This window comes from Falseniella ignava CCUG 37419 (assembly GCF_000301055.1).
GTDB classification, from domain to species: Bacteria; Bacillota; Bacilli; order Lactobacillales; family Aerococcaceae; genus Falseniella; species Falseniella ignava.
Map to the genome: position 1 here is coordinate 852477 of NZ_JH932300.1, position 25470 is coordinate 877946.

The window sequence follows — 25470 nt, forward strand, 5'->3', positions numbered from 1 at the left end:
AGATTAGAAAAACCTCGAATAAAATTCGAGGTTTTGTAAAATATAATAATCGAATATTTATAGACTACTACGTTCGCTCTTCCAAAGTTGATATGAGCGTTTTAACGTATTTATCATGCCCTTGTCACTATAGACGAGCACATTGCTCTTATAAAATACCATCGATACCATCAATAGTATTATAGCAAAAACGATTGATAGAATTACTGAAATAACAATCTCTTGAGCGTTGACTGTACCCGCCGCAATTCTTGATGGCATGACAAACGGAGTGAACAGTGGGAATTGAGAACCAATACGCACTACCGGATTGTTCGTACTATTCAAGGCATACATTCCTATGTAGAATCCAGCAACCCCGATAAAAACCAGTGGGCTGACCATCTTATTAACATCTTCTGTCTTAGAAACGAGTGAACCTAAGAAGCCACTCAATGAGGTATACATAATAATACCCAAGAGAGCGTATAATAATCCAAGGTAAATCACTGGTCCAGATTCTTTGAAAATCATCGATAAATCAAACGGTAATTGAGCGGTTAAATCAGTGAAAACAGCGAATTGATTTTTAATAAACCAAAGAATCAATCCAATGATGATATAAATCGCAATTTGAGCCGCAATGACCATCGCAATTCCGAGTAATTTGCCTAGGAAATGTGAGGTAGCACTAATACTTGAAAGAATAATCTCCATAATTCGAGATCCTTTCTCGGCCGCAATTTCTTGCGAAATAATCGACACATAATTAATGATAAAGAAGAAGACTAAGAAACATACTCCGTAGGCCGCTCCCATTTTGATTATTTCAGCTGGGTTACTTGTTGATACTTCTTTCGTCTCGCCACCTTCATTAAATGAGACATTAATTTTATCGATAAAGACATTTTGGTTTTGTAACTTCATTAAGTCTTGATCACTGATGCCAAGTTCCTTAGCCTGCTCAAGCATTTGATAATTTGAAATCACCGAAGCAATTGATTTAGTATCGATATCTTTGCTTGTTGTTTTGCGGTAATATTTCAGATTAGTTAAATCATCTTCCCAAACTAGGTACCCTTCAATTTGATCCGATTCTAATTGGCTTCTAGCTTCATCCATTGACAAATCAAAATGAATCTCATTTCCGGTGTCAGCTTGTTGAATTAATGAAACCACCTCACTCGGTGCATCCACTACTGCAATTTCACCGATTGAAGACTGAGCAGCATCGCGTCCAATAAAGAAAGCAACTAAGCCGACAATTGCAAGGGTAATAAATGGGCTGAAAACCATCCAGAAGAATGACCATGATTTTACATTTTTACGAAATACTTGTTTGGCAACAATCCAAGTTTTATTCATGATGCTCACCTGCTTTCGTTTTAAAGATTTCTTCGAGGGTTGGTGGTAACTGTACGAATTTCGCAATATACTGACCTTTTGTGATGATTTGATAGAGCTCTTTACCATAGGATGCATCTTCAAGATGTAAGATATAATTATTTGGGTATTCCTCAGTCGCTGAGGTAACCCCTGGCAAGGCCTTTAATTCTTCCAATGTAAAATCCTTGGTCTCGATAAAGAGTCGGGTTCGACCGAAACTTTCACGAACTTCGTGGACCCCACCATAAAGTACTTTATCCCCATTATGGATCATTAATAATTTATCGCACATGGCTTCAACGTTATTCATATTATGACTTGAGAAGATAATGCTGCTGCCTTTCGCTTTTAATTCCATAATTCCATTTTGGAGTAGCTCCGCATTCACCGGATCTAGTCCACTAAAGGGTTCATCTAAAATTAATAACTTCGGTTCATGAATTAAAGTCCCAATCACTTGCACTTTTTGTTGGTTACCTTTGGATAATGTTTTAATTTTATCGGTCACTTTCCCTTTGACAGCAAATTTCTCCATCCAAAATTCCAAACGTTCAATAATTTCATCGCGCTCCATTCCGCGCAATCTAGCAAAATAAATCACCTGGTCTTGGATGGTCATATTCTCATAAAGTCCACGTTCTTCAGGTAAATAGCCGACAATATTACGAACTTGATTGCTCACGGGCATTCCGTTCCATGTTACTGTGCCACCTTTTTCGGGGTGTAAGAAATCCAGCAACATCCGGAAAATCGTTGTCTTACCCGATCCGTTTTGCCCGATCATCCCCATAATCGTTGCAGGTTCAACGGTAAAACTGACATCATTTACAGCGACTAAGTCACCAAATGTCTTCGTTAAGTGTTTTGCTTCTAACATCATTTTCCTCCTTTTATATTATTCTCCAGAAGCTTCGGTTTCAATTTTTTGAACCATACCATCTTCCGTTGTAAAGATTGAGATTGATTGTCCTTCTTCTAAAAATGGTAAGAAATCTGCCAACTTAATATTCGCTTTATAGATTTTTCCATCGATTGTGAAGTAATACATCGTATTACCATCGACAACAGCCGCTTGAATCGATTGAATTAGACCCTCAACATGATTGAGGTCTCCATCTTCAAATTCAATTTCTTCAACCTCAATCGAATTTTCTAGAGCATAGGTTTGCATAAGCTTGTTAACAGAAGATTCAACATAAACTTTCTGATAATTTTGCGCATCAATCAAGGCATAGGCTTTGATTAAACCAGATTGATCTTTCAAAGTTAAGATATATAGTGGTCGTCCCTCGATATTAATTAGCAGTGGGAATGTAGCCTTATACTCTTTCTCTTGAACGCTACCTTCTGCGGAGTCCATTGTAGAGAACTCTTCCGCAGCACTCAGAGGATAGAAGGTTGCATCTTTCGTTCGTAAATTCACCAACATAAAGCCAATATTGGAGTCATCTGCAACGACTGACGTAATTCCGGTATATAAGTATAAGTCATCATCCATTGGCAAATAATTATATCCTTCTGTCGGTTCGGTAACACCATTTTGCGCAAAGTAATAGTTAAAGAATCCGTTACTATAGTGTCCACGCATCGTTAATTGATGAATAATTAAATCCGCAGGATAGATACGGTCAATCCAAGTAGGAATCGAATCTAATGGATAGTGTTGCGTCTCCCCAGTCATTGCATTCACCGTGATCACACCGGTAACTTCAGGTTCACGTAAGAAGAAATTCCGACCATAAGTTGAAGCGATATAATACGGTGTTCCTTCATCATCCACCTCAAAAGCTGGTGCATTAAATAAAGTAAATGGATAATTAAAACGAAGGTGACGCAAAACATTTCGATTCAATAATTCAGAATAACTATAGCGAATCGGTTGTTCCGGTGTTTTAAGTTGGACCTCCCCCGTCACATTATCAATTTGTAAGTAATGAGGAATTCCTTTCTTAAAATTATTTACCCAACGGAAAAATCCAGCATATTCTAGTGGGGTCACTCGATAAGGATGCGAATTGATATTGATTTGGGTGTAGTCAGGTGAAGGAACAAATTGAGAAACAAGCTCTGTTAAGTTACCTAGCTGACGATTCCCTAAACGAACTGCTGTATCTCGGTCTACCAATGGAATTTGTGACACATCTGTTTCTGGGAAATCTTCCGCAAAATCTTCCTGATGTACGTCAATCATATTCGCGTATTTATTCGACATGAAAAATGGCGAAAAGATTAAATTACTGACAATACCGACCACTAAAATAATCGGCCACGGTAAAATTAATAAACGATACTTCCAGGATAACTGCTTAAATGCTTGCCGATATTGTCCCCAGGAAGCTTTTTTAACAACTTGAAGTGAATCATTTAATAATTCAATGACTAGAATACCCGCTGTTATAATCAGTAAGAACATCCAAAATGCCATCGATGCATAATGGATTGGAGGTAAGACAATATAATAGTATAGTAAAATAACTAGGATAAATGGAATATAAAGCCAACGTGCATTGAATCTCATCGAACGCTGTGCCGGTTTAAAGATTGAAGCGCGAGTAACGTCTTTCATAATCATTATCTCCTTTCATTCGTTAGTATCATTTTATTATACATTTGTATCACTGTCAATATCATCATGCAAAAAAACATCTCAAGTCGCTAGAAATAGCTGCTCGAGATGTTTAATTTTTAAAGATATTGTCTTAAAATTTGTTCTAAACGAGCTTGATCGTGATAACCGACCAACGTTTCAACAACTTCATCATCTTTTTTTACAATCATCGTTGGAATTGACATAATGCCAAATTGTTGTGCTGTCTTGACTTCTTCATCCACATTCATTTTGTAGAATTCAACTTCGCCCTCCATTGCTTGGCTTAACGTTTCAATAACAGGTGATTGCATGCGACATGGTCCGCACCATGGCGCCCAGAAGTCGACTAATACAACCCCTGATTTAGTAAGTTCATTAAATTGTTCATCACGTATATCTTGTACCATTGTTTTCTCTCCTTTCTGAATAACCATATTATAACAGACACAAGGCAATAATCTTCTTAATATGCTTAACCCTTAAAATAGACAATAGTAGAGCCATCGCCACCTGCGTTAGGAGGAGAATATTCAAAGCGTTCCACTTGTGGATGATTAGCTAATGCTTGTTGGACACCCTTGCGTAATGCGCCGGTCCCTTTGCCATGGATAATTGTCACCATCGGATGGTTGGATAATAACGCCTGATCTAAATACTGGCTTAATCTTCTCAACGCAGCATCAAACCGTTCACCTCTTAAATCAAGTGAGGTGCTTACTTTAGAACCAGCATGTCGTTGAACGTTCAGTCTTCTTTGAGGTTCGACAGATTCGAGAAGTTTTACTTCAGAAGCTGCTACTTTCATCTTCATTACGCCCATTTGTACAATGTATTCTTTAGATGATGGAATCTCAACGATTGTCCCGCGCTGTTGATATGCCAAAACTTCAACTTCGTCTCCTACTTCAATTCGTTGTTGCTTTTTGGCACGTTGCAAGACTTTATTTTTCTTCAAACGTTCTGGTTCCGTTAAGTCACCGAGACGTTTTTTATTTTCGATAAACGTATGTTCTTTAATAGGTTGCTGACTTGATTGTTCGAGCTGTAAATCTCGAATATCTGAAATAATCTTTTCTGCTTCTTCTTTTTTTGCTTCTATATATTGATTGGCTTCACGTTTCGCTTGTGCCATCAAATCTTCTTTAGCATTCAACCACTGTTGGTATTCATCTTTCAAGCGATCTAACAGTGTTTGTGCATCATCGAGATAACGTTGCGTTTGTTGATGTTCTTCTTCCATCTCACGGCGCTCTTGATCTAGCTGCATGACCATGTCATTCAATTGTTGGCTTTCTTGTTGGACTCCTGATTGAGCTTTTTCAATAATATCCGAGCGTAAGCCTAAGCGTTTTGAAATTTCTAAGGCATTACTGCGCCCTGGGATGCCAATTAATAAGCGATAGGTAGGTGATAGTGTCTGATCATTGAATTCCATACTAGCATTTTGAGTATTTGCGGCGTGATTTGCATATACTTTGAGCTCTGGGTAATGAGTGGTTGCAAGTACAATCGAACCTACGGATTGGAAGTAATCCAAAATCGCCATCGCGAGCGCCGCTCCTTCTTGCGGATCCGTTCCAGAACCTAATTCATCGAGCAAAATTAACGACTGATAGGTAGCTCGCTGAATGATGGAGACAATATTTGTCATATGACTTGAAAAAGTACTCAAGTTTTGTTCAATCGATTGTTCATCGCCAATATCCGCATATACTTGATCGAAAATGCCGATTTGACTTGCCTCTTCTGCCGGTATATAGAGTCCCGACTGTCCCATAATCTGCAGCATACCTAGTGTTTTCAGTAAGATTGTCTTACCCCCTGTATTAGGTCCGGTAATAATCAATGACTGATAATCACCACCGATTAAAATATCATTCGCTACAATTTGCTTTGGATCAATCAATGGATGTCGCGCTTGCCAAATACGTACTTCCCGTTCTGGCGATAGTGTTGGCTTCGTCCCTTCGATTGCCAGAGAATATTCCGCCCTTGCTTGCACATAATCAAGGTATCCCAGTGCGTAATGATTTTGATTGATTTCTGATAAATAAGGCAATAACTGCTCTGTTACTTCATCTAGAATGCGGTCAACTTCAACCTTTTCTTCACTACGTAGGGCAGCTAATTGATTGTTCAAATTAGTGACACTTTGTGGCTCAATAAATAAGGTTTGCCCGGTACTACTTTGGTCATAGACAGTCCCCTTAAATTGAGCACGGTAATCCGTTTTAACTGGAATGACATAGCGTTGATTACGAATTGTAATCAATGTATCAGATAATAGATTGGCTTTTGATTTAATAATCGTATTTAAGGTTTCACGGATCGATTGTTCAGTACGAAGCTGTGCTCGGCGAATGCGATTCAATTCCGAGCTCGCAGTATCCAGGATGATTCCATCTGAATCAACCGTCTGATCAATTCGTTGCTCAATTTCAGGTAAACTAACTATTTTTTGTACCCATTCATTTAACTGAGGGAAAAATTGGTTATTCTCTTCTAACTGCGAAAAAAAGCGAACCAATTGTGAAGTCGTACTCAACAGCTTACCAAGTTCGGCAAGTTCTTTCCCATTAAGTCGTGCCCCGATTTCAACGCGCTTGATGGATTCACGAACATTGGAAATACGGGGAATCGGTAGCGTAGCTGGTAGCGAAAGAATTCGAACAACTTCTTCGGTCTCATCTAATAAGCGTTGAATCGTTTCCTGCTTAGTTTGGGGGAGTTGATCGCTAACAAATTGATGCCCCATTTCTGTTTGTACGCGCTCGATAAGTTGTTGTTTAATTTTATGGTAATCTAACGTCTTTAATATTTTTTGATCGAACACTATTGCCCTCCTCTCTGACAGGTTAATCGTAATCTAAGATAATGGGTTCACAGATAACCACATTTGTGCTGCAAAATCAGATAGTAATGGTGTATTAGCGACAATACCATAGGCTAAAGGATTATTCACAAATTGTTGTTGAATAAATTCAACTGGAATAAGAGATAACGCAAATAAAATAATAAAAACAATAATATAAGCAATAATCAAATTGATGATACCCCCACCGATCCGATTAATATGATGCAAAACATCATAGTACATCAATCGGTTAAAGAAGAGTGACACATAATTGGTCACTAACCAACCGATAAGTCCGATTAACATAAAGGTCAAGACACGATAAAATGCCGTATCCAACATAAAACTAATGGCTTCATCGTAGATAGCCAATTGTGTATCGGGTTGAATGGATGGAAATGGAATAATCATCTCAATCCATTTCGATAAGGGTTCAAAAAATTGCGTCGCCAAAATAAAGGTAATGATATAGCCTAAAAAGCGGATTGCTTGCATAATGAGTCCTCGACGCCATCCCATATAAAAACTTAATACAAAAATTAATAATATAACAATTGTAAGCATGTTGCACCTCGATTTGAATTTTTATTTGAAATTCATGCCGTTTTGAGATTTGATGGCCTGAATCTCTTCTTCAAGTTGTTTAATACGATTTTCACGACTTAAACTATCTGAAATAGCGTTAATTGCCATAAGAATACAGCGGTCCGTCGTATCTAATGTCGGATCAATATGATGTAATTGTTCAAGTTGTGTTTTCAATAGATCAATCACTACATCCATATGTTGAGCACTTTTCTCACCTGTGATAACATAGTCTTTACCATTAATGGTGGTTCTAAAACGTTTGTGCAAAATCCTCACCTACTCTAACTTTAATACCTTTATTTTACCAAAAAAACAGCCTGCGTGCCAAAAAACTATTAAAGGAGCATATTCAATGAAACAACACACTTTAAAAATGACCCCGTCACAACTCCAACAACTCAAACAATACTATCAACCTCATCTTACATCATCGGTTCCTTACAGTGTATTTCGAGCAGTGCACCAACAAACAACCATTACAGCCTATACGAGTGGCAAAGTGCTGTTCCAAGGAAATCATACGCTCAATGAACTACAACAACTGAGCCAACAGTTCGATTGGATTACTCCGCCTCAAGCTGGTACGAAGACGACACCCAATACTCAAACGCGTTCTGTTTCAACCATGGTTAGCCAACAATATTGTGTCATCGGTAGCGATGAAGTTGGGAACGGTAGTTATTTCGGATCATTAGTAGTTGCCAGTGTCTATTTACGTCCGGAAGATATCGATTGGGTCAAAGCTCTCAAAGTCAATGATTCCAAAAAGTTAACGGACCCACAAATTGAAGCCATCGCACCCAAACTTATGGAGCGTTTATTCTATAATGTCATTGAAGTATCCCCTAAACAATATAACAAAGTCATGGGTATCAAATATAATGCCGTCAGCCTGAAAGTCATGATGCACTATACAAATTGCCAACAGCTTCTTCAAAAAATTGAAAATCAGCCGCTCGAACGAATTATTATCGACCAATTTACTACCCCTAAAAATTTCTATCATTATTTAACAGGTCGAGAAACTATCGATCGATCGCTGATTCTCTTTAAAACACAAGCAGAGTCCCAATATCTATCCGTCGCTTGTGCTTCGATTATTGCGCGTCATTTATTCTTAGAATCGCTAAGAAGATTCGGCGCGCCGTATCAATGCACACTCCCTTCCGGAGCTGGGACACAGGTCGATCAAGTAGGACGTGAATTAACACAAAAATATGGAGCTGCCATCTTAGATGAGATAGCCAAGCTCCATTTCCGCAACACTGAAAAAATATTAAATTAACGCAACTGGATGTCGTCTAATTGAAGTAGCGCAGATTCAATGCGTTGCATTGCCTGATCCACATCTTCATCGGACATCGTTTGATCTGGATTTTGGAAGATTAAACGATAAGCTAATGAAATATGGTCGCTATCGATTGCCTCACCTTGATAGTAATCAAATAAGGTGACCGACTCTAAATATTCAACGCCACTCGCATAAATTGTATCGACAATTTGCTGGTGGTTTTGTGTTTTAGAGACCAGTAATGCGATATCACGCATTGAGGCTGGATATTTTGGTATCGCTTGTTGGCTGCGTTCCGGCAACGCAACTGGGTACACTCGATCAAGATAAATCTCAGCAAAATATGTGTGTGAATGAATGTCATAATCACGACACAGTGTCGGATGAATCTGACCGATGATTCCAATCACTTGGTCGCCAAGTTTAATTTGAGCTGAGCGACCTGGATGAAGTTCTTCGATACTTTCTACCTTTTCCCACTGGATTAAGGATTGGATTTGTAGCTGCTCAAAGTATGTCTCTAACATCCCTTTTAGATCATAGAAGTCATAATAACGAGCTTTTTGTGACCAACTATCCACTTGAGCGTGACCGGATAAAATAATGCCTAATCGATCGACTTCTTCAGGCATTTTACGGGCATCTGCGTGTCCTTGGAAGACACGTCCTAACTCAAATAATGCCAAGTCATCATTACGACGCGCTTGATTATATTGTGTAATTTCAAGTAAGGCTGGTAGAAGACTTTGACGTAATACTGAGCGTTCCTCACTAAGTGGTAGTGCCAGCTGGATTAATGGGGTATTAGGATTTGCCAATAACTGAGCGTGCTTCGATGATTGTAAACTATAACTAATCACTTCATGCAGTCCTAGCCCTTCCATCACTCGTCGTGTCGTACGACGCATCAATTGTTGAGGCTTCAAACCAGATAGTGGTGACTGAATTTGCGGTAAAGTATTTGGTATATGATCATAACCATAAATCCGAGCAATTTCCTCAATCACATCGGGTTCAATTTGAATATCCCAACGTCTTGGCGGTACTTGAACATCGAACGTTTCCCCATTTAAAGTGATGGTAAATCCTAAACGTTGAATAATTTCTTCTAATTCTGAATCAGTCAGTTCAATCCCAATTTGTCGTTCGATTGCGTCACGACGAACGGTCACCATAACCGGTTCAGCTTGCACACTCGTTTGGGCTAAATAACCTGGAATTGCTGTACCACCGGCAAGTTGTTGCATTAGCTCCACTGCATAATCACCTGACGCATTAACTGTTTGTTTATTCAAACCTTTCTCGAAACGTTGACTAGATTCTGATCTTAAACCTAAACGTTTAGACGTTAAGCGAACCGTTTGTGGATTAAAGATGGCAGTCTCAAGTAAGACATTTTTCGTTGATTCGGTTACTTCGGTATCATAACCACCCATCACCCCGGCTAAAGCAATTGGACGGTCTCCGTCACAAATAACGCCATCTCCTTCAACAAGCGAGCGTTCTACTTGATCAAGTGTCAACAGTTTCTCACCATCTTTGGCATAACGAACTCCAATGGTATCACTTGTCAACTTGTCATAATCAAATGCATGCATCGGTTGTCCGTATAACAGTAATAAGTAATTAGTAATATCGACAATATTATTTACGGGACGAATCCCTGATTTCATCAAGCGCATTTGCATCCAAATCGGACTTTCTGCCACTTTCACATTTTGAATTAAACGTAACTGGTACTGCTCGCTTACATTGGCATCTACCTTAAGCTCTTTCAAATCTGCTAAAGTTTCAACTTGTGTTAATTCTGTCGAGACACTTTGGATTTTTGGCGTCTGACTTAAGATTGCACCTACTTCATAGGCATTACCTAGCACACTTAATGCATCCGCACGGTTGGGCGTTAAACTTAATTCAAAAATCGGATTATTTAATTTTAGATAAGTAATAATATCTTCACCGACTGGAGCATCTTCAGGTAATAACACAATGCCATCACTATATTTTTTTGGTATGACATTGGATTTAAAGCCTAACTCTTCATAAGAGCAAAGCATTCCTGATGAAGGAATATTACGAATTTCAGTTTGTTGAATTTCGCCCATTGGTAATACTGCCCCTGGTAAAGCACAAATTACTTTAGCACCTTGAACAATATTCGGTGCGCCACAGACAATTTGTAATACTTGGTCGTCTCCAACTTTTACTTGGGCAATATTAAGCTTATCTGCTTCTGGATGTGGCTCTAAATGTTCGACAAAGCCAACCACAAGATGACTTAAGGTTTTGCCGTAATTTTCTACGCCTTCAATTTCAATCCCGGTACGTGAAATTCGTTCAGCTAACTGTTCACTATCAACATGAGATAATTCTAAAAAATCGGATAACCATTCTAAGCTAAGATACATTATAAGGTCCCTCCTTTAAATTGATTTAAGAAGCGTAAATCATTTTGATAAAAATGACGAATATCATCAATATTGTATTTCAACATCGCTACCCGTTCAATTCCAAGTCCAAAAGCAAATCCGCTATAACGTTGACTATCAACACCTGACATCTCGAGTACATTTGGATGAACCATTCCAGCGCCTAATATTTCAATCCAACCGGTTTGCTTACAGACATTACATCCTTTACCTCCACATTTGAAGCAGTTCACGTCCACTTCAACAGACGGTTCAGTAAACGGGAAATAACTTGGACGGAGACGAATTTCGCGGTCTTGGCCAAACATTTTTTTAGAAAATGCGAGTAAGGTCCCTTTTAGATCAGCTAAGGTTACTTCAGATGCAATAACGAGTCCCTCAATCTGTTGGAATTGATGTGAGTGCGTCGCATCATCATCATCTCGGCGGTAGACTTTCCCCGGACTAATCATCATTAATGGACCGTTTTTTTCAAAATCATGTTGCTCCATCGTTCGTGCTTGAACAGGTGATGTATGCGTACGTAAGAGTAATTCATCGTTAATATAAAACGTATCTTGCATATCACGGGCAGGATGATTCTTCGGTAAATTCATCTTCTCAAAGTTATACAAATCTTGTTCGACTTCAAATCCGTCAATCACTTGATATCCTAAGCCAATAAAGAAATCTTCAATCTCCATTAAAGTTTGACTTAATATATGGGCTGTGCCGAAAGGTTTAGAGTAGCCCGGTAAAGTAATATCAATTGATTCACTCATCAATTGTTGATTCAGTTCTTTTTCTTTTATTTGGGATAATTGTGTTTGGAAAACTTCATTAAATGATTGGTTAAAAGATGAGATTGCTTTACCTAGCTTTGGTTTATCGTCATTGGATAAATCCTTCATCTTTTGTGTATAAGCTTGTAGTGCACCTTTCTTACCAGTATATTGAATACGAATTGCTTCAAGCTGTGATGATTCTTCTGCTTGTTGGATGGCAGCAACCGCTTCTTGACTCAGTTGGTCTATCTCTTGTACTAATTGTTCAATCATGGCCAATCCTCCTAATTTTTCTAATAAAATATAAAAAGTAGCGCATCCCAAAAAGGGACGCGCTACCGTGGTACCACCCTTATTCCCATTCTATGAAAATAACATAGACTGAGCTCTCAATCTGTAACCGTGATCAGCGGAATCTTTTTCAAATCAAAATTGATTCTTAACAGATTAACTCGGAAATTGAAATTAAAGTGCGACTTATATTATTTAGTTTCAGCCTTGCTAAATATCTCTGTGGTTGGCGTACTTTAGTGATTTCGTCATCGTTGTTATCTAACTATAGCATGTTTATGAATTAAACGCATCGATAAATAGATTAAATAATCGCTTTAGCAGCATAACGCTTCATTTGGCGGTAGAAACGATATTGGTTCAAGTAATAACTTATTTTGTGAGAACAATAATGTGATCCTTCCGCAATACTACACCGCTTATCCATCAGGGTGACTAACCAGCTTTCGATATAGCGTGGGATGTCTAACGTCGCACCAAACATATGTTTCAAAATAATGTCTTGTTCAACATCTGATAGTTCTGTAATCTTTAAAGCATTCTCTAAAGCAATTCTCGGATGTTCATAATTATGTCCACGTGGGCCAGCAGTATGCTTATCGATTGATTCGTAAAAGAATAAATCATGTAATAAACCCGCTCGTGCGACAGCACGTGCATTTAAGCCCAAACGCTTTGCCCAACGATAACTACGATAGGATACACCAATCGAATGCGCTAAACGCGTCGTAATATGATGATGAGTGTAGTTTGCTAATCGTTGAACATCCGAATGATCCATTAAGTCATGTACCATCTCAAGATATTCTAGATCGTGAATCCAATCTTTTAACAAATAACCTTCTCCTCTATTTATGAACTCTAATGTTTATTATACGCTATTTATATGCGAAAACCTATGAATTTTTTATTAAGCTTTGATGATTATTTCGGACAATTTGCTTGAAATAAGAAAATTGCGGTTGCAATCGCAACATTTAATGATTCAGCCTGTCCTTGCATTGGAATATAGGCAACTTGGTCGCACATCCCTAGTAACTTAGGGTCTACTCCCTGCCCTTCATTACCCATCAGCCATGCACAAGAATTTTGCGTATCTAATTCATAATAAGGGACAGCTGAAGAATCTAATCCCGTCCCATAAACTTGGATGTCGTGTTGCTGTAATAATGGAATAGCTTCTTCCAGGCTCAAAGTAACGATCGGAAGGTGCCATAATGAGCCTTGAGTCGATCGGATGACTTTATCATTATAGAGATCGACACATCCTTCCCCCAATATAATCGCATCGATCCCCGCTGCATCCGCTGTACGAATCATTGTCCCTAAATTTCCCGGATCTTGAATTCGGTCTACGAGTAAATACTTATTCCCATCATTGAGCGGCAGGTTCTGATCATTCGCCACCTCAATCACTGCAAAAATGCCTTGCGGAGAAGGTGTTTGAGCAAGCTGACTTGCTAATGAATCGGCAATCAGCACCGGTGTAAAGCACTGGTCATGCGTTTGCAGATGGTCCCATTGTTCCGCATAGTAACTTTCTGTCATGATTAAACAATCCATCGCTACTTGATGTTTTAGTGCTTCTTCCACTAAATGAGTGCCTTCGACGAGATACTTTTGTTGTTTTCGTCTTTCTTTCGAGGTAGCTAATTTTCGCCAAGACCGTAGTTTAGCATTATTGGCTGAGCGAATGACTTCGATTGACATTTTAACGGGTTAAGCGATAAATTGCTTCAGCATAAATTGCAGTACATCTTAATAAATCACTGACGCTAAAGAATTCATTCGCTTGGTGCATTGTGTCGGTAGAGTTTGGGAATAGCGCGCCATACGCCACACCACGTGGCATTAAGCGTCCATATGTGCCGCCTCCAATGGTTTTTTCATAACCTTTTTCACCTGTTTGGTTTTCGTATACTTGTAATAATGTTTCAACCATTGGGTCATCTGCTGGAACATAATGAGGTTCTTTCGCTTCGCCCATTTCAATCGATAGAGAATATTCTGTCAGTGCTTTTTGCATTCCTTCATGAATACGTTCTGGATTTGTTCCTTCTGGATAACGGAAGTTAACATTGATATCCATCCCTTTTCGGTCTTGATAATTAACAACACCGACGTTCATACTTAATTCACCCATCACATCATGCGTATGGTTAACACCAATACCTGAACCGTCAAATCCTTCATATAGTTGATGTGACAGCATTTGAACCAAATGGTTCGCATCTTGTTGGTCGAAAGTATAGTTCACTAAAAATTGTGATAAATGAGTAGCTGCATTCACTCCTACATGTGGCGTAGAACCATGAGCAGCTTTACCTACTAAATGGAACGTAATTTGGTCACTCTCAATTTCATAAGAACCTTTTAAGTGATTTGGATGTTCTTTGACAAAAGAATCAAATGCTTCTGCCAATGTTTCTAAATCAGCTCCTTGAACAACCGCATCACAATCTTGCGGAACCATATTCGCACGTAATCCCGCATTTAATGAAACTAGGTGATAATCGCCCTCTACCTTCGTTTGATCTGATTGTGTAATTATCGCTGAAACATTTCCTTTTTCACCGTTAATAATTGGGAAATTCCCATCCGGAGAGAAACCAAAATCTGGCATTTCTGCTTCTGCAAAGTAATGATCCATACATTGCCAACCAGACTCTTCGTCGGTTCCGATAATTAAGTGAATTCGCTTATTAAATTTAACACCTAATTCGAGCAATAGTTTAATCGCATGATATGCCGCAATGGTAGGCCCTTTATCATCGCTTGATCCTCGAGCATAGATTTTTTCATCGATAATTTGTGGTTCAAACGGATCGGTCTCCCAACCTGTTCCAACCGGAACTACATCTAAATGTCCTAAGATCCCTAATAATTCTTCACCTTCACCGAACTCTACACGTCCAGCCCATGGGCCATATTGCTTGGTCGTAAAACCATCTTCTTTAGCCATCGCCATAAAATCTTCAAGTGCTGCTTTAGGACCTGGGCCAACCGGCGCATCTTCTGTCGCTTTATCATCTTCTCGAACTGACGGAATTCTTAATTGACGGAATAGATCTTCAAGAATTGATTCTTTACGTTTAGTAACCTCTTCTAACCATTGAATGTTTTCCATTGTGCTCCTTCTTTCTACCTTATATTTCTTTTAATAGACGCAATTCTTCAGCAGTTAACTCGCGGTATTCCCCTTCAGCGAGATGTTCATCTAAAGTAATCGGTCCCATACTTATACGATGAAGCTTTAAGACCAAATTGTCAATAGATTGAAACATTTTTTTAACTTGATGAAACTTGCCCTCATAAATCGTCACCTCAGCCCATATTTCATCGGGTTGATTAGATGGCAAACTTCGTAATTGGGCGGGGCGAGTCACATAATCATCGATTTTTATCCCATTTTGAAATGTTGCAATATCCACATCAGTAATCGGTTTAGCAATTTTCGCTTGATAAACTTTAGGGACTTGATGTTTTGGCGAAGTCAATCGATGGGCTAATTGGCCATCATTTGTTAAAAGTAATAACCCAGTTGTGTCAATATCTAATCTACCTACGGGGAATAAATCGACATGTTGATAATCAAGCGCAACCCAGTCAATCACTGTTTCATGGAGATGATCAAATGTTGCGCTAATAATTCCATCTGGTTTATTTAACATCACATAATAATACTGTTGGTAAGCGATGGGTTCATCATAACAACATACTAGATCTGTTTCGGGTTCAATGTGTAGACTTGACTTTGTCACCGTCTCCCCATTTATCGTAATCGCTCCAGATTGTATAAGCTTCTTAACATCTTTGCGGGTACCGAATCCCGAGTGGCTTAATAACTTATCAAGTCTCACTCTACAAACCTCATTTCATCTTGTAATTTTTGATATCGATTCCCCAGTATAATATGCAATAAATTCAGTAATCCAAGTGCAATCACATAGATTACAACGGATACGAATACAACAATCATAATCTTAATAAGCAGCATCCAGCGCCCATCTCCCGGAATTAATACATTTACTAATTGATTCCATAAGACTGCAGCCACTGTCATCGTAATCGAGGCGATAAAAATTCGTACCATATTCGTTAACAAGACATCATAGTTAATTTTTAATTTTTTCGAAATCGCAATCCAACTTAAAGTACTTGTCACTGTAAAGCCAATCATGGTTGCAATAAGTGCACCATGAGCCTTCAGTAATGCCACCATTGGAAATTGTACGACTAATTTGACAAGTAAACCTACTAATAAATATCGTACAGCTAAACGACGTTGATTCATTGATTGCAGGATGGTTGATAAGACCGTATAAAGTCCTAATATCACACTTGAAATCGCTCCAGTCACTAATAAGTTAGGCCCTGCTTCAATACCGTATTCAAAGAAGAAGAAATAGAGATTGTTTGCAATAGCTGCCATACCTAAAGCAGCAGGCAACATAACAATAAAGAAAATAGACATAATATGCGTCACCATCTCACTCGTTCCTTCTAAGTTACGTTTTGCGTAATAACTTGTAATGGTTGGAACTAATGAGGAAGCAAGCGCTACAGCGACGGAAATAATAATCATCACTAACTTATCAATATCAAGGCTCATTAAACCATAGAGTTGTGAGATTTCAGAGAACATTAACGATGATGTTCGGCTTAAAATTTGGCCAAAAGATAATTGGTCTATAAATTGTGCAATAATGATTCCTGATCCTAATAAAATAAATGGAATACTATCTTTTAAGACTAGCGTCATACTTTCATTAAAATCAATATCAATTTTATTAGATGATTGTGACATTAACTTATCCGTTTGAGGCTTATATCTAAAGTACTCAAATAATAAATAACCTAGGGATAGTATCGCACCGATGAAAGCAGCGAAAGTTGAATGTACGACTGCTGTAGTTGGCTCTCCTTGTTGTATTTTAAGAATCGCATACGTTGCAACTAGTAAATATGCCACTCGCGCTAATTGTTCTAAAATCTGTGAAATAGCCGTTTGTTTCATATCATTAAAACCTTGGAAATAACCTCGTAATAAGCTCATTCCTGGTAAAATTAGTAACGCAGGTGTTAATGAGCGGATGACCGTTGTGGCTGCATCCACATTTTGAGTTGCCGACATCGAGGCTATCCATGGTGCGGTGATAAATAATATTAAAGCAGAAACAATTCCGGTACCAATCATAATATACAAACTATTTTTGAATAGTTTATTAGCGACTTTATATTCGTTATGCGCATGGAAATACGACATTTGCTTAGCAATCGCACTTGGGAATCCGGCTGTAGCAATCGCTAAAAATAGTGCATATGGTTTATAGCCTATACTGTACAAAATATTAACTTTCGTATAAGATTCACCAAACATACTGGCCCATGGAATAATATAGAGTGCGCCAATAATGCGGGAGAAGACACTTCCCATTGTTAACCACGTTGCACCGCCTACTATAGAGCGCTTATCATGCAGGCTTTCATCCACTTCTTCAGCAATTAATTGACCCGTCGTAAGATCTTCTTCCATCCGTTGTTCGGTAATAATTGGCTCAATTGTTTCAGGTTCCTCTTCCAACATTTCTGTCGCACTGGTTGTCTCAATCGAATTTTCCTCGGTGATTAGATCCTCTGTTTTATCTACCTGTCCTTTGCCAATATGTGAAAAGGTATTTTCAATTTCAGATTCGGTCGATTCATCTTCAACTTTTTCCTCTGAAGAAGGTAGTTGATTGATTGTCTCGTTTGATTTTTCAAGGATTTCTTTTAATTGATTGACTGAAAGCCCTTCACCTTGTTCTTCTTGTTGATTTTGGTCGAGATCAGATATCTCTACTTCAGCTTCAGCTTCAGTTTCGGCTTCATCGGATAAGGATGAAGTCGTCTCTTCAGTGAGCCTTTGATTATCCTCACCAATTTCTGTATCAACCTCTTGGATAACATCGGTTTCGATATTTTCATCAACTTCTATTTCTGATTCCGTTTCTTCACTTTCTTCAACTTGTGGATCATATAAATTGCGAAGCTTATTTAAGATTGACTTTCCTTTTTTCGTGGTTAATTCTTTTGATTCAGCCGCCACTGGCGTATCTTCCACCGAAGTTTCTTCTCTAAATGGATCCAGTTCTTCTGACTCTATTTTCACTTCTTCACTTTCATCTTCTACAAGATACTCTCCTGTATAAAACGATTTTAGTCGTTTAAACCAGTTCCTGTCCGTAGAATCAGCATCATCTGCATCATCACGCACTTCAGCAGGCAATGATTTCGTTATATTCGTTTTTTCAGTTTTTTGGAACTTAGTATCTTCAAACCCAGTTTCATTTTCTTCATTTTGAGAAAGAGCTTCTAGTTCATTGGGTTGGTTTGTTGTAAGATTCAACTTCATTTGAATCGTATGCCATAAAGAGTGATCCTCCTGAATCTCTGATATTTCACCTTCTTGATTTGTCTCCATCTCAAATTGATTATAGGCTTGAATATCATCTAATTGATTCATATCATAATGTTCTTCATAACTCGGTTGGATCCAATTGCGTTTTTCAGCATTGCTTGCTTCTGCTTCAGCTTGCTCTTTCAACTGTTCACGAATCGAAACATAACGAAATTCGTTATACGGTGTTTCAAACTCGGATGTTGAATTAGACTCAAACGGCTCAGATATAGATTCAGACGACTCATTAGCAGATAAATCATCTGATTGAGTAAAGTAGTCACCATCAATAGGTTGCGGATTTGGGTCACGTAACTTCTTACGATCTTCTGAAGTAAACTCAATTGTATGCGATAAATCATGCGTTGACTTCAGGTCATCTCTTTTATACTTTTTAACCATAAGCAGCCTCCTTTCATATCATTACTTAATAACAATATTAACTAAACGATTCGGAACAACGATAACCTTTCTTATTTTTTCATGGTCATAATCTGTTTTTTGCTCGATCATTTTGCGTGCCATAGACTCAACTTCTTCATTTGATAAATCAACTTCAATATTCATTTTTTTAATCAATTTGCCATTGACTTGAATCACGACTTCAACAGTTTCATCCTTCGTCAATGCTTCTTCATAAGTCGGCCATGTCTCAAGGGAAATGGATTGCGTATGCCCCATCGCCTGCCACAATTCTTCTGCCAAATGTGGCGTAATCGGAGCGATTAAGGTTAAGAATCCTTCCATATAAGTTTTCGGCAAGACGCTTTGCTCGCGTGCTGCATTTAAGTAAATCATCAATTGTGAAATTGCTGTATTAAAATGAAGTTGCTCGTAATCTTCTGATACTTTCTTAACGGTTTGATGATAAATCTTCTCAAGTGACTTATCTTCTGAATCAATAATATTTGGATTCAACTGTCCTGTCTCTTCATCAATGAAAAGTCGATAGACACGGTCTAGGAAGCGGCGACTACCTTCAAGACCTTTCTCACTCCAAGCAATTGAAGCATCTAAAGGCCCCATAAACATCTCGTAAAGTCTTAGCGTATCCGCACCAAAATCATGAACGATATCATCTGGGTTTACTACATTGCCTTTTGATTTAGACATTTTTTCATTGTTCTCCCCTAAAATCATTCCTTGATTGAATAATTTTTGGAAAGGTTCTTTGGTTGGAACGAGTCCTAAATCGTAAAGTACTTTATGCCAGAACCGTGCATAGAGTAAGTGTAAAACAGCGTGTTCTACTCCACCAATGTAAAGGTCCACCTGCTGCCACTTCGCAATGGCTTCGGGACTTACAAATTGTTCGTTATTATGCGGATCCATAAATCTTAGGAAATACCATGAGCTACCTGCCCATTGTGGCATCGTATTCGTCTCACGGCGCCCTTTCATACCTGTTTCAGGGTCTACAACATTGACCCATTCTGAAATATTAGCAAGTGGTGATTCGCCGGTTCCACTTGGTTTGATTTGGTCTGTTAAAGGAAGTTCCACCGGCAATTCTTCTTCTGGAACAACTGTCACTGTACCATCTTCCCAGTGAATAATCGGGATGGGTTCGCCCCAGTATCTTTGACGTGAGAAAATCCAGTCGCGTAAACGGTAATTAATTTCAGCATAACCTTTTTGATGTGCTTCTAACCATTCAATCATTTTTTCGATGGCCTCTTGATTGTTAAGGCCATTTAGGAATTCGGAATGAATATGAGTTCCATCTTCAACATAAGCTTCTTCTGAGATATCCCCTTCAATCACTTGATTAACCGGTAAGTCATATTTATGGGCAAACTCATAATCTCTTTGGTCATGTGCAGGAACGGCCATCACAGCACCTGTCCCATAGTTATATAGAACATAATCACCTATCCAAATTGGAATTAATTCTTCGGTAACAGGGTGAACGGCATAGCTTCCAGTAAAGACTCCCGATTTATCTTTATTAAGCGAAGTACGTTCTAAATCACTTTTAGTTTCGATTTGTTTTAAAAATTGTTCTACCTCTTTTTGGTACTCTGGCGTTACAATCTGCTTAACTACTGGGTGCTCAGGTGCAACCACCACATAACTAACACCGAATAGTGTATCAGCACGCGTTGTATAAGATTCAATCATTTCATCGAAACTATCGACTTTAAATTTAATGACTGCCCCTGAGGATTTACCAATCCAGTTTCGCTGCATTTCTTTAACGTTCTCTGGCCAATCTAAATCATCGAGTCCTTCTAATAACGGTTCTGCATATTCCGTAATTTTCAAGACCCATTGTTTCATTGGCTTACGATAGACTGGAAAACCTCCAACTTCAGAAACACCATCAATGACTTCCTCATTGGCTAAGACAGTTCCGAGGTCGGGGCACCAGTTAACCATCATCTCATCTTCGTAGGCTAACCCTTTTTCGTATAATTTCGTAAAGATCCATTGGGTCCATTTATAATACTTCGGATTCGTTGTATCAATTTCCCGGCTCCAATCATAACTAAAACCGAGTGATTTCAATTGGCGACGGAAAGTATCAATATTTTTTTGTGTAAAATCTGCGGGGTTATTTCCAGTTTTAAGCGCATATTGTTCAGCTGGAAGTCCAAAAGCGTCCCATCCCATTGGATGTAATACGTCATAACCTTGCGCACGCTTCATTCGTGCCATAATATCTGTTGCAGTATAACCTTCAGGATGCCCAACGTGAAGCCCTTGTCCAGATGGATATGGGAACATATCTAAAACATAATATTTTGGATGTTCAGGTCCTCTATCTAATGTTTTAAATGTTTGATGCTCTTCCCAATATTCTTGCCATTTCTTCTCAATTTCTAGATGATTATATTTCATGTTGGAATTCTCCTTTTTTCTATAAAAATAACCCTATGTTACTCATATCATAACATAGGGCGTCTTAACGCGGTACCACCTAATTTTCAAATATAATCTATTTCTTATATTATATTTGCTTAATATCGATAACGTTGATATCACGGCTTAATCTACTTTTTTCAATTAAGCTAGCATAGAATGAGTTCATTACCCCTTACTGACTTACTTTCACCCGGTGTAAGCTCTCTAAACAGCACTGAATAACTAATAATTTCTACGATCTAATTTAGTTTATTAAAAATTAATCACTTGACCTACGTGAATTAACGATGAGCCCTGATTATTTGCAATCAATTGATGTACATCGACACCGTAGCGCATTGAAATTCCATAGAGTGTATCTCCAGCTTGAACGACATGTGATTGTGTCGTCGATAGCGTTGATTCTGCTGGAGCTGCTGGCGCTTTCGATTCGGCCTCTTCAACTACCGGTGTTGATTCCACTACAGGTTGAGTGTAATTAGGCGCTATCGCGGTATTCGACGTTTCTGGAACATTTGGTGTAACCTTATTTTCTGTCACTGTTTCTTGAGTTGTTGGTGCAGTTTCCTTAGATGAGGCAGATGAAACTGTAGGAGTTTGACCTTTAACTTTCAAAACTTGTCCTGGATGAATTAAGTAAGAAGTTAATCCATTCATTTGCATCAATTCATTTAATGTCATTCCATTTTGACGCGCAATCGTATATAATCCTTGTCCTCGTTGAACAACATAGGTACCTTGTGTAACACGAGGTGTAGAAACACCTTGTGAAGGACGTGGCGCAGCTGGTGCAGGTGTCGCAGGGACTATTGGTTTTGGTGTTGCTTGAGGTGCGGATGCACTCGGAGCTGGCGTTTGATTAATTTTTTCGGTATTAACTTTATTCTCATTCGATTCAGTTGCTGGCTTAGACTCAGATGGTGCTGCAGGTTGAACTGGTTTTGCAGCCGTTCCTAAATTGAGGACCTGACCTGGATGAATCACTGTATTAATATTGAAGCCAGTTTGTGCGAGTAACTGATTCAATGTCATACCATGAGCAGAAGCAATACGATACAATCCATCTCCGGGTTGAACCACGTAAGTAACCCCTGATGAATTTGATGATGTTTGATTTTGTGCTTGGCGAAGCTCTAATTGACGTTGTTGCTCAGCCAGACGTTTTTGCTCTTCTTCAGCTTTAATTTGGCGCTCTGCAATCGCAGTTGTATCCACCACATCGTAACGCGTTAAATTATACATTTTAATAATGCTATCTAATTTTGGTCCATAACGTGTATCTGTTGCATAACGCCCTGTTAAATGCTTCGTCGCATCATGATAACTTTGGGTATTGCTTCTTCGAGCTCCTGCATAGAAGTTATAACGCCAATCGCTTGAGTCATGCCCTCCCGTTAACAAACGTGCATAATCTTCTAGTGATTCTGCATACTCATCGTATTTACGGAAGTGGTCATTAATTTGGTAGTACTCTCCTTCACCGTTATCTTCCAAAGTTGGCATCTCAACCGATTGTCCTTCATACTTCCCTTTAATACCAAATAAGTTATGGTTAGGCGCTTTAGCAAGCGTACTATTCCCCCAAGCAGATTCAAGTGCGGCTTGAGCAATCATAACAGACGCATAAAGATCATTATTCGCAGCGATTCGTTTTGCTGAATCAGCGACTAAATTTAAAAATTGTGCTGGAGATAAATTTTGCGCGTGCACGGTTAATACGTGACCGGCTTGTTGATAATGAGCAGGTGCAATACAAGCAGCACTCAATAATGCAAGCCCCGTATTGAAGGTTGCCAATCGCTTCATCGATTTTTTTCTTTGTTGATATTTATGTATACTACGACGGGTACGCATTCGCCAGTCCTCCTATTTTTCGAAATTATATCACGGTATGAATTATAGCTGATTTAAAGCCAATAGTGTTGATTTTATGGTATTTTTAGTTAACATGTAATACATGTAATAACTTTGTAACTCAGGAGGGATTTTTATGCTCAATGCTATGCGATTTAGTCATCAACTTCTTGAAAAAACAATCAATCGATTCCCATCAGGATTTTTTATCGATGCAACGCTAGGAAACGGACATGATAGTTATTTTATATTAAGTAATAAAAACTTTAAAGGTCGATTATTATCTTTTGATATTCAAACTAAAGCGATTCTTAGCTCCTATCAACGAATCAATCAACTTCAGACTACTTCCGCTTCTTATCAATTTATTCATGGTTCCCATGATACTTTGTTCGATTATCTCGACACAAATTCGTTAATTCACGGTGCAATTTTCAATCTCGGATATCTTCCTGGGGGCAATCATCAAATTACAACCCGCTCTCAATCAACATTAAATGCTCTTCAACAAATTATGTCAAAACTTGTTCGAAAAGGTCGGGTAATCATTGTCATATACTCCGGTCATCCCGAAGGACAAGTCGAAAAGGAACAACTATTAAATTACCTTAAAACAATCGATCAACAAGAATATCACATATATCACTATCATGCACTTAATCAAAAAAATAACCCGCCGGAATTATTAGCTATCGAGCGCATCTAGTATCAATATCTTCAAACATCGTTTCAATGTAATCTTGTATAAATTATGGTAAAATTAGTCATAGGAGATTCATGATTTTAAGAAAAGAGGTTTATTATGACTCATAAAAATAGATATCAATGGTTTTTACCTATTATCACTGTCTTCATGTTTATTACATTATTTGCTGCCGTTTTAAGACAATCCAATCCTTTAACCATGGTGGAATTACTTGCGCTTACTTCAGGTATTTACAGTTATGTCCTATTATTAATGATTGCCTTTCTAAGCACCCCACTAAAATGGCTCCGAAAAAAAATAACTGAGGAACATCAAAAAGATATCCTCACAGGTTTCTTTGTTTTACTATTTGTATTTGTAGCCATTCACTTACTTACTAGATTAGCTATCCCAACGTTAATACTAGATAGTATTTCATCTATTTTAGGCTATATTAGTCTAGTCCTATTAGTAACCATCGTACTTTTAACAATAATTTTTTCTCCTCAATCATTTGGAATTGCTCGTAACAAACTCAAAAAAATAACCGCTAGTCGTTTTAGTCATTTTATTGACCTTTGGATGAGTCGCGTGGTTGTTATTGCTACTTTAGTGGCTTACTTCCATATCACACTCATTCCACTCTATAACCAAAATAATTTGTTTATGACGTTTATTAATTTATACTCACTAATTATTCTTGGCGTCTATGCTTTTAAAACATTCCAGTCCTATACATCACCAAAATATAAATTAATTGATAGCACCCGAATCACTGCGCAACATTACTTGATTACCACTCAATCCAATGATGCACAACTCAATCAATATCAGCCAGGTGATATTTTTAACATTCGCTTTAAACAAGGAAATAAAATCATAACTGATAATCCTTTAAAAGCTTACACGTTACCCGACTCATTTGCTGGAAATCAACTGCGTTTTGTTGTTAAGGACTCAACACCAGAACAAGTCTTTCAAAACAATATATCCCAAGGGGATAATGTTATATTAGAAGGCCCTAATCAAAATGAAGCTAGAAATATTCTTAAGAACCAAGCCCGAAGTCTATATCTATTCACAGCGGGAAGTGGGATATTCTCTGGTTTAAGCTTGATTCAACAACTACTATATCAAGAAAAATCAGAACAACCAATCACATTAATTTGGAGTCTCACATCTGAGGAAGATATTTATTTGCTTGATATACTCAATACACTTAAAGAGACTTTCTTAAATTTTAATTATCGAATTATTTTAACGAATGAAAAAACAACCCAGTATGATTATGGATTTATCGATGCAACTTATCTTGAACAACTTTTAAATAACAATGATCTAGATACAACGTCCTTTATAATTAGTGGCCCAAAAACCTTTGTTCAAGCAACCGAAACATTCTTGCAACAAATGAATGTTTCAGAGAAACATATTTTTACTGAATACTAGAGAATA

19 protein-coding genes and 1 other annotated feature are annotated in these 25470 nt (G+C 38.2%); of the genes, 3 read left to right on the top strand and 16 right to left on the bottom strand.

All coding sequences use genetic code 11. From position 1 onward, the window contains the following. Nucleotides 1-57: 57 nt before the first annotated feature. The 7 genes from HMPREF9707_RS04010 to zapA all read right to left on the bottom strand — a co-directional run bounded on the left by HMPREF9707_RS04010 (nt 58) and on the right by zapA (nt 7664). A complete protein-coding gene (locus HMPREF9707_RS04010; RefSeq protein ID WP_006701427.1) occupies nt 58-1344 on the bottom strand; it encodes an ABC transporter permease in 1287 nt (428 codons plus the stop codon). Continuing rightward, entirely contained in the window at nt 1337-2242 is a 906-nt protein-coding gene (locus HMPREF9707_RS04015; RefSeq protein WP_006701428.1) for an ABC transporter ATP-binding protein, read from the bottom strand. The genes HMPREF9707_RS04010 and HMPREF9707_RS04015 overlap by 8 nt, the downstream gene beginning before the upstream one ends. A gap of 18 nt (nt 2243-2260) precedes the next feature. Beyond that, on the bottom strand, nt 2261-3931 hold the full coding sequence (locus HMPREF9707_RS04020) for a hypothetical protein (RefSeq protein ID WP_006701429.1): 1671 nt from the start codon (nt 3929-3931) through the stop codon (nt 2261-2263). 119 nt (nt 3932-4050) lie between these two features. Further along, nucleotides 4051-4362, bottom strand: a complete 312-nt coding sequence (trxA, locus tag HMPREF9707_RS04025) for a thioredoxin (RefSeq protein WP_006701430.1) — start codon at nt 4360-4362, stop codon at nt 4051-4053. Between the two features lie 65 nt (nt 4363-4427). Further along, nucleotides 4428-6788, bottom strand: a complete 2361-nt coding sequence (locus tag HMPREF9707_RS04030; RefSeq protein WP_006701431.1) for an endonuclease MutS2 — start codon at nt 6786-6788, stop codon at nt 4428-4430. 33 nt (nt 6789-6821) lie between these two features. Continuing rightward, nucleotides 6822-7373, bottom strand: coding sequence for a CvpA family protein (locus HMPREF9707_RS04035; RefSeq protein WP_006701432.1), 552 nt, complete (start codon nt 7371-7373; stop codon nt 6822-6824). 21 nt (nt 7374-7394) lie between these two features. Continuing rightward, nucleotides 7395-7664 (bottom strand): cell division protein ZapA, encoded by a 270-nt coding sequence (gene zapA / locus HMPREF9707_RS04040; protein ID WP_006701433.1) that lies wholly within the window; start codon nt 7662-7664, stop codon nt 7395-7397. Nucleotides 7665-7749: 85 nt separating this feature from the next. Here zapA and rnhC point away from each other — a divergent pair, with 85 nt between their 5' ends. Continuing rightward, nucleotides 7750-8682, top strand: a complete 933-nt coding sequence (gene rnhC / locus HMPREF9707_RS04045) for a ribonuclease HIII (protein ID WP_006701434.1) — start codon at nt 7750-7752, stop codon at nt 8680-8682. Here rnhC and pheT read toward each other — a convergent pair. From pheT to HMPREF9707_RS04090, 9 genes are all read right to left on the bottom strand, one after another. Beyond that, nucleotides 8679-11096, bottom strand: coding sequence for a phenylalanine--tRNA ligase subunit beta (gene pheT, locus HMPREF9707_RS04050; RefSeq protein WP_006701435.1), 2418 nt, complete (start codon nt 11094-11096; stop codon nt 8679-8681). The genes rnhC and pheT overlap by 4 nt on opposite strands. Beyond that, a complete protein-coding gene (gene pheS, locus HMPREF9707_RS04055; RefSeq protein WP_006701436.1) occupies nt 11096-12154 on the bottom strand; it encodes a phenylalanine--tRNA ligase subunit alpha in 1059 nt (352 codons plus the stop codon). The genes pheT and pheS overlap by 1 nt, the downstream gene beginning before the upstream one ends. 322 nt (nt 12155-12476) lie before the next feature. After that, nucleotides 12477-13007, bottom strand: a complete 531-nt coding sequence (locus HMPREF9707_RS04060; protein ID WP_006701437.1) for an HD domain-containing protein — start codon at nt 13005-13007, stop codon at nt 12477-12479. A gap of 89 nt (nt 13008-13096) precedes the next feature. Continuing rightward, a complete protein-coding gene (locus HMPREF9707_RS04065; protein WP_006701438.1) occupies nt 13097-13882 on the bottom strand; it encodes a TrmH family RNA methyltransferase in 786 nt (261 codons plus the stop codon). A gap of 1 nt (nt 13883) precedes the next feature. Further along, entirely contained in the window at nt 13884-15299 is a 1416-nt protein-coding gene (gene pepV, locus HMPREF9707_RS04070) for a dipeptidase PepV (protein WP_006701439.1), read from the bottom strand. A 19-nt stretch (nt 15300-15318) separates the two neighbouring features. After that, on the bottom strand, nt 15319-16032 hold the full coding sequence (locus HMPREF9707_RS04075) for a pseudouridine synthase (RefSeq protein WP_006701440.1): 714 nt from the start codon (nt 16030-16032) through the stop codon (nt 15319-15321). Then, entirely contained in the window at nt 16029-19013 is a 2985-nt protein-coding gene (locus HMPREF9707_RS08480; RefSeq protein WP_006701441.1) for an oligosaccharide flippase family protein, read from the bottom strand. The genes HMPREF9707_RS04075 and HMPREF9707_RS08480 overlap by 4 nt, the downstream gene beginning before the upstream one ends. Before the next feature lie 21 nt (nt 19014-19034). After that, entirely contained in the window at nt 19035-21452 is a 2418-nt protein-coding gene (leuS, locus tag HMPREF9707_RS04085; protein ID WP_006701442.1) for a leucine--tRNA ligase, read from the bottom strand. 52 nt (nt 21453-21504) lie between these two features. Continuing rightward, nucleotides 21505-21724 (bottom strand) — a binding site (T-box leader). A 4-nt stretch (nt 21725-21728) separates the two neighbouring features. Next, nucleotides 21729-23330, bottom strand: a complete 1602-nt coding sequence (locus tag HMPREF9707_RS04090) for a LysM peptidoglycan-binding domain-containing protein (protein ID WP_006701443.1) — start codon at nt 23328-23330, stop codon at nt 21729-21731. Nucleotides 23331-23466: 136 nt separating this feature from the next. Between HMPREF9707_RS04090 and mnmM the strand changes: the two genes are divergently transcribed. Together mnmM and HMPREF9707_RS04100 are read left to right on the top strand one after the other, a co-directional pair. Beyond that, on the top strand, nt 23467-24036 hold the full coding sequence (mnmM, locus tag HMPREF9707_RS04095; protein ID WP_006701444.1) for a tRNA 5-(aminomethyl)-2-thiouridylate-methyltransferase MnmM: 570 nt from the start codon (nt 23467-23469) through the stop codon (nt 24034-24036). Nucleotides 24037-24132: 96 nt separating this feature from the next. After that, nucleotides 24133-25464, top strand: coding sequence for a ferredoxin reductase domain-containing protein (locus HMPREF9707_RS04100; RefSeq protein ID WP_006701445.1), 1332 nt, complete (start codon nt 24133-24135; stop codon nt 25462-25464). Nucleotides 25465-25470: the final 6 nt, after the last annotated feature.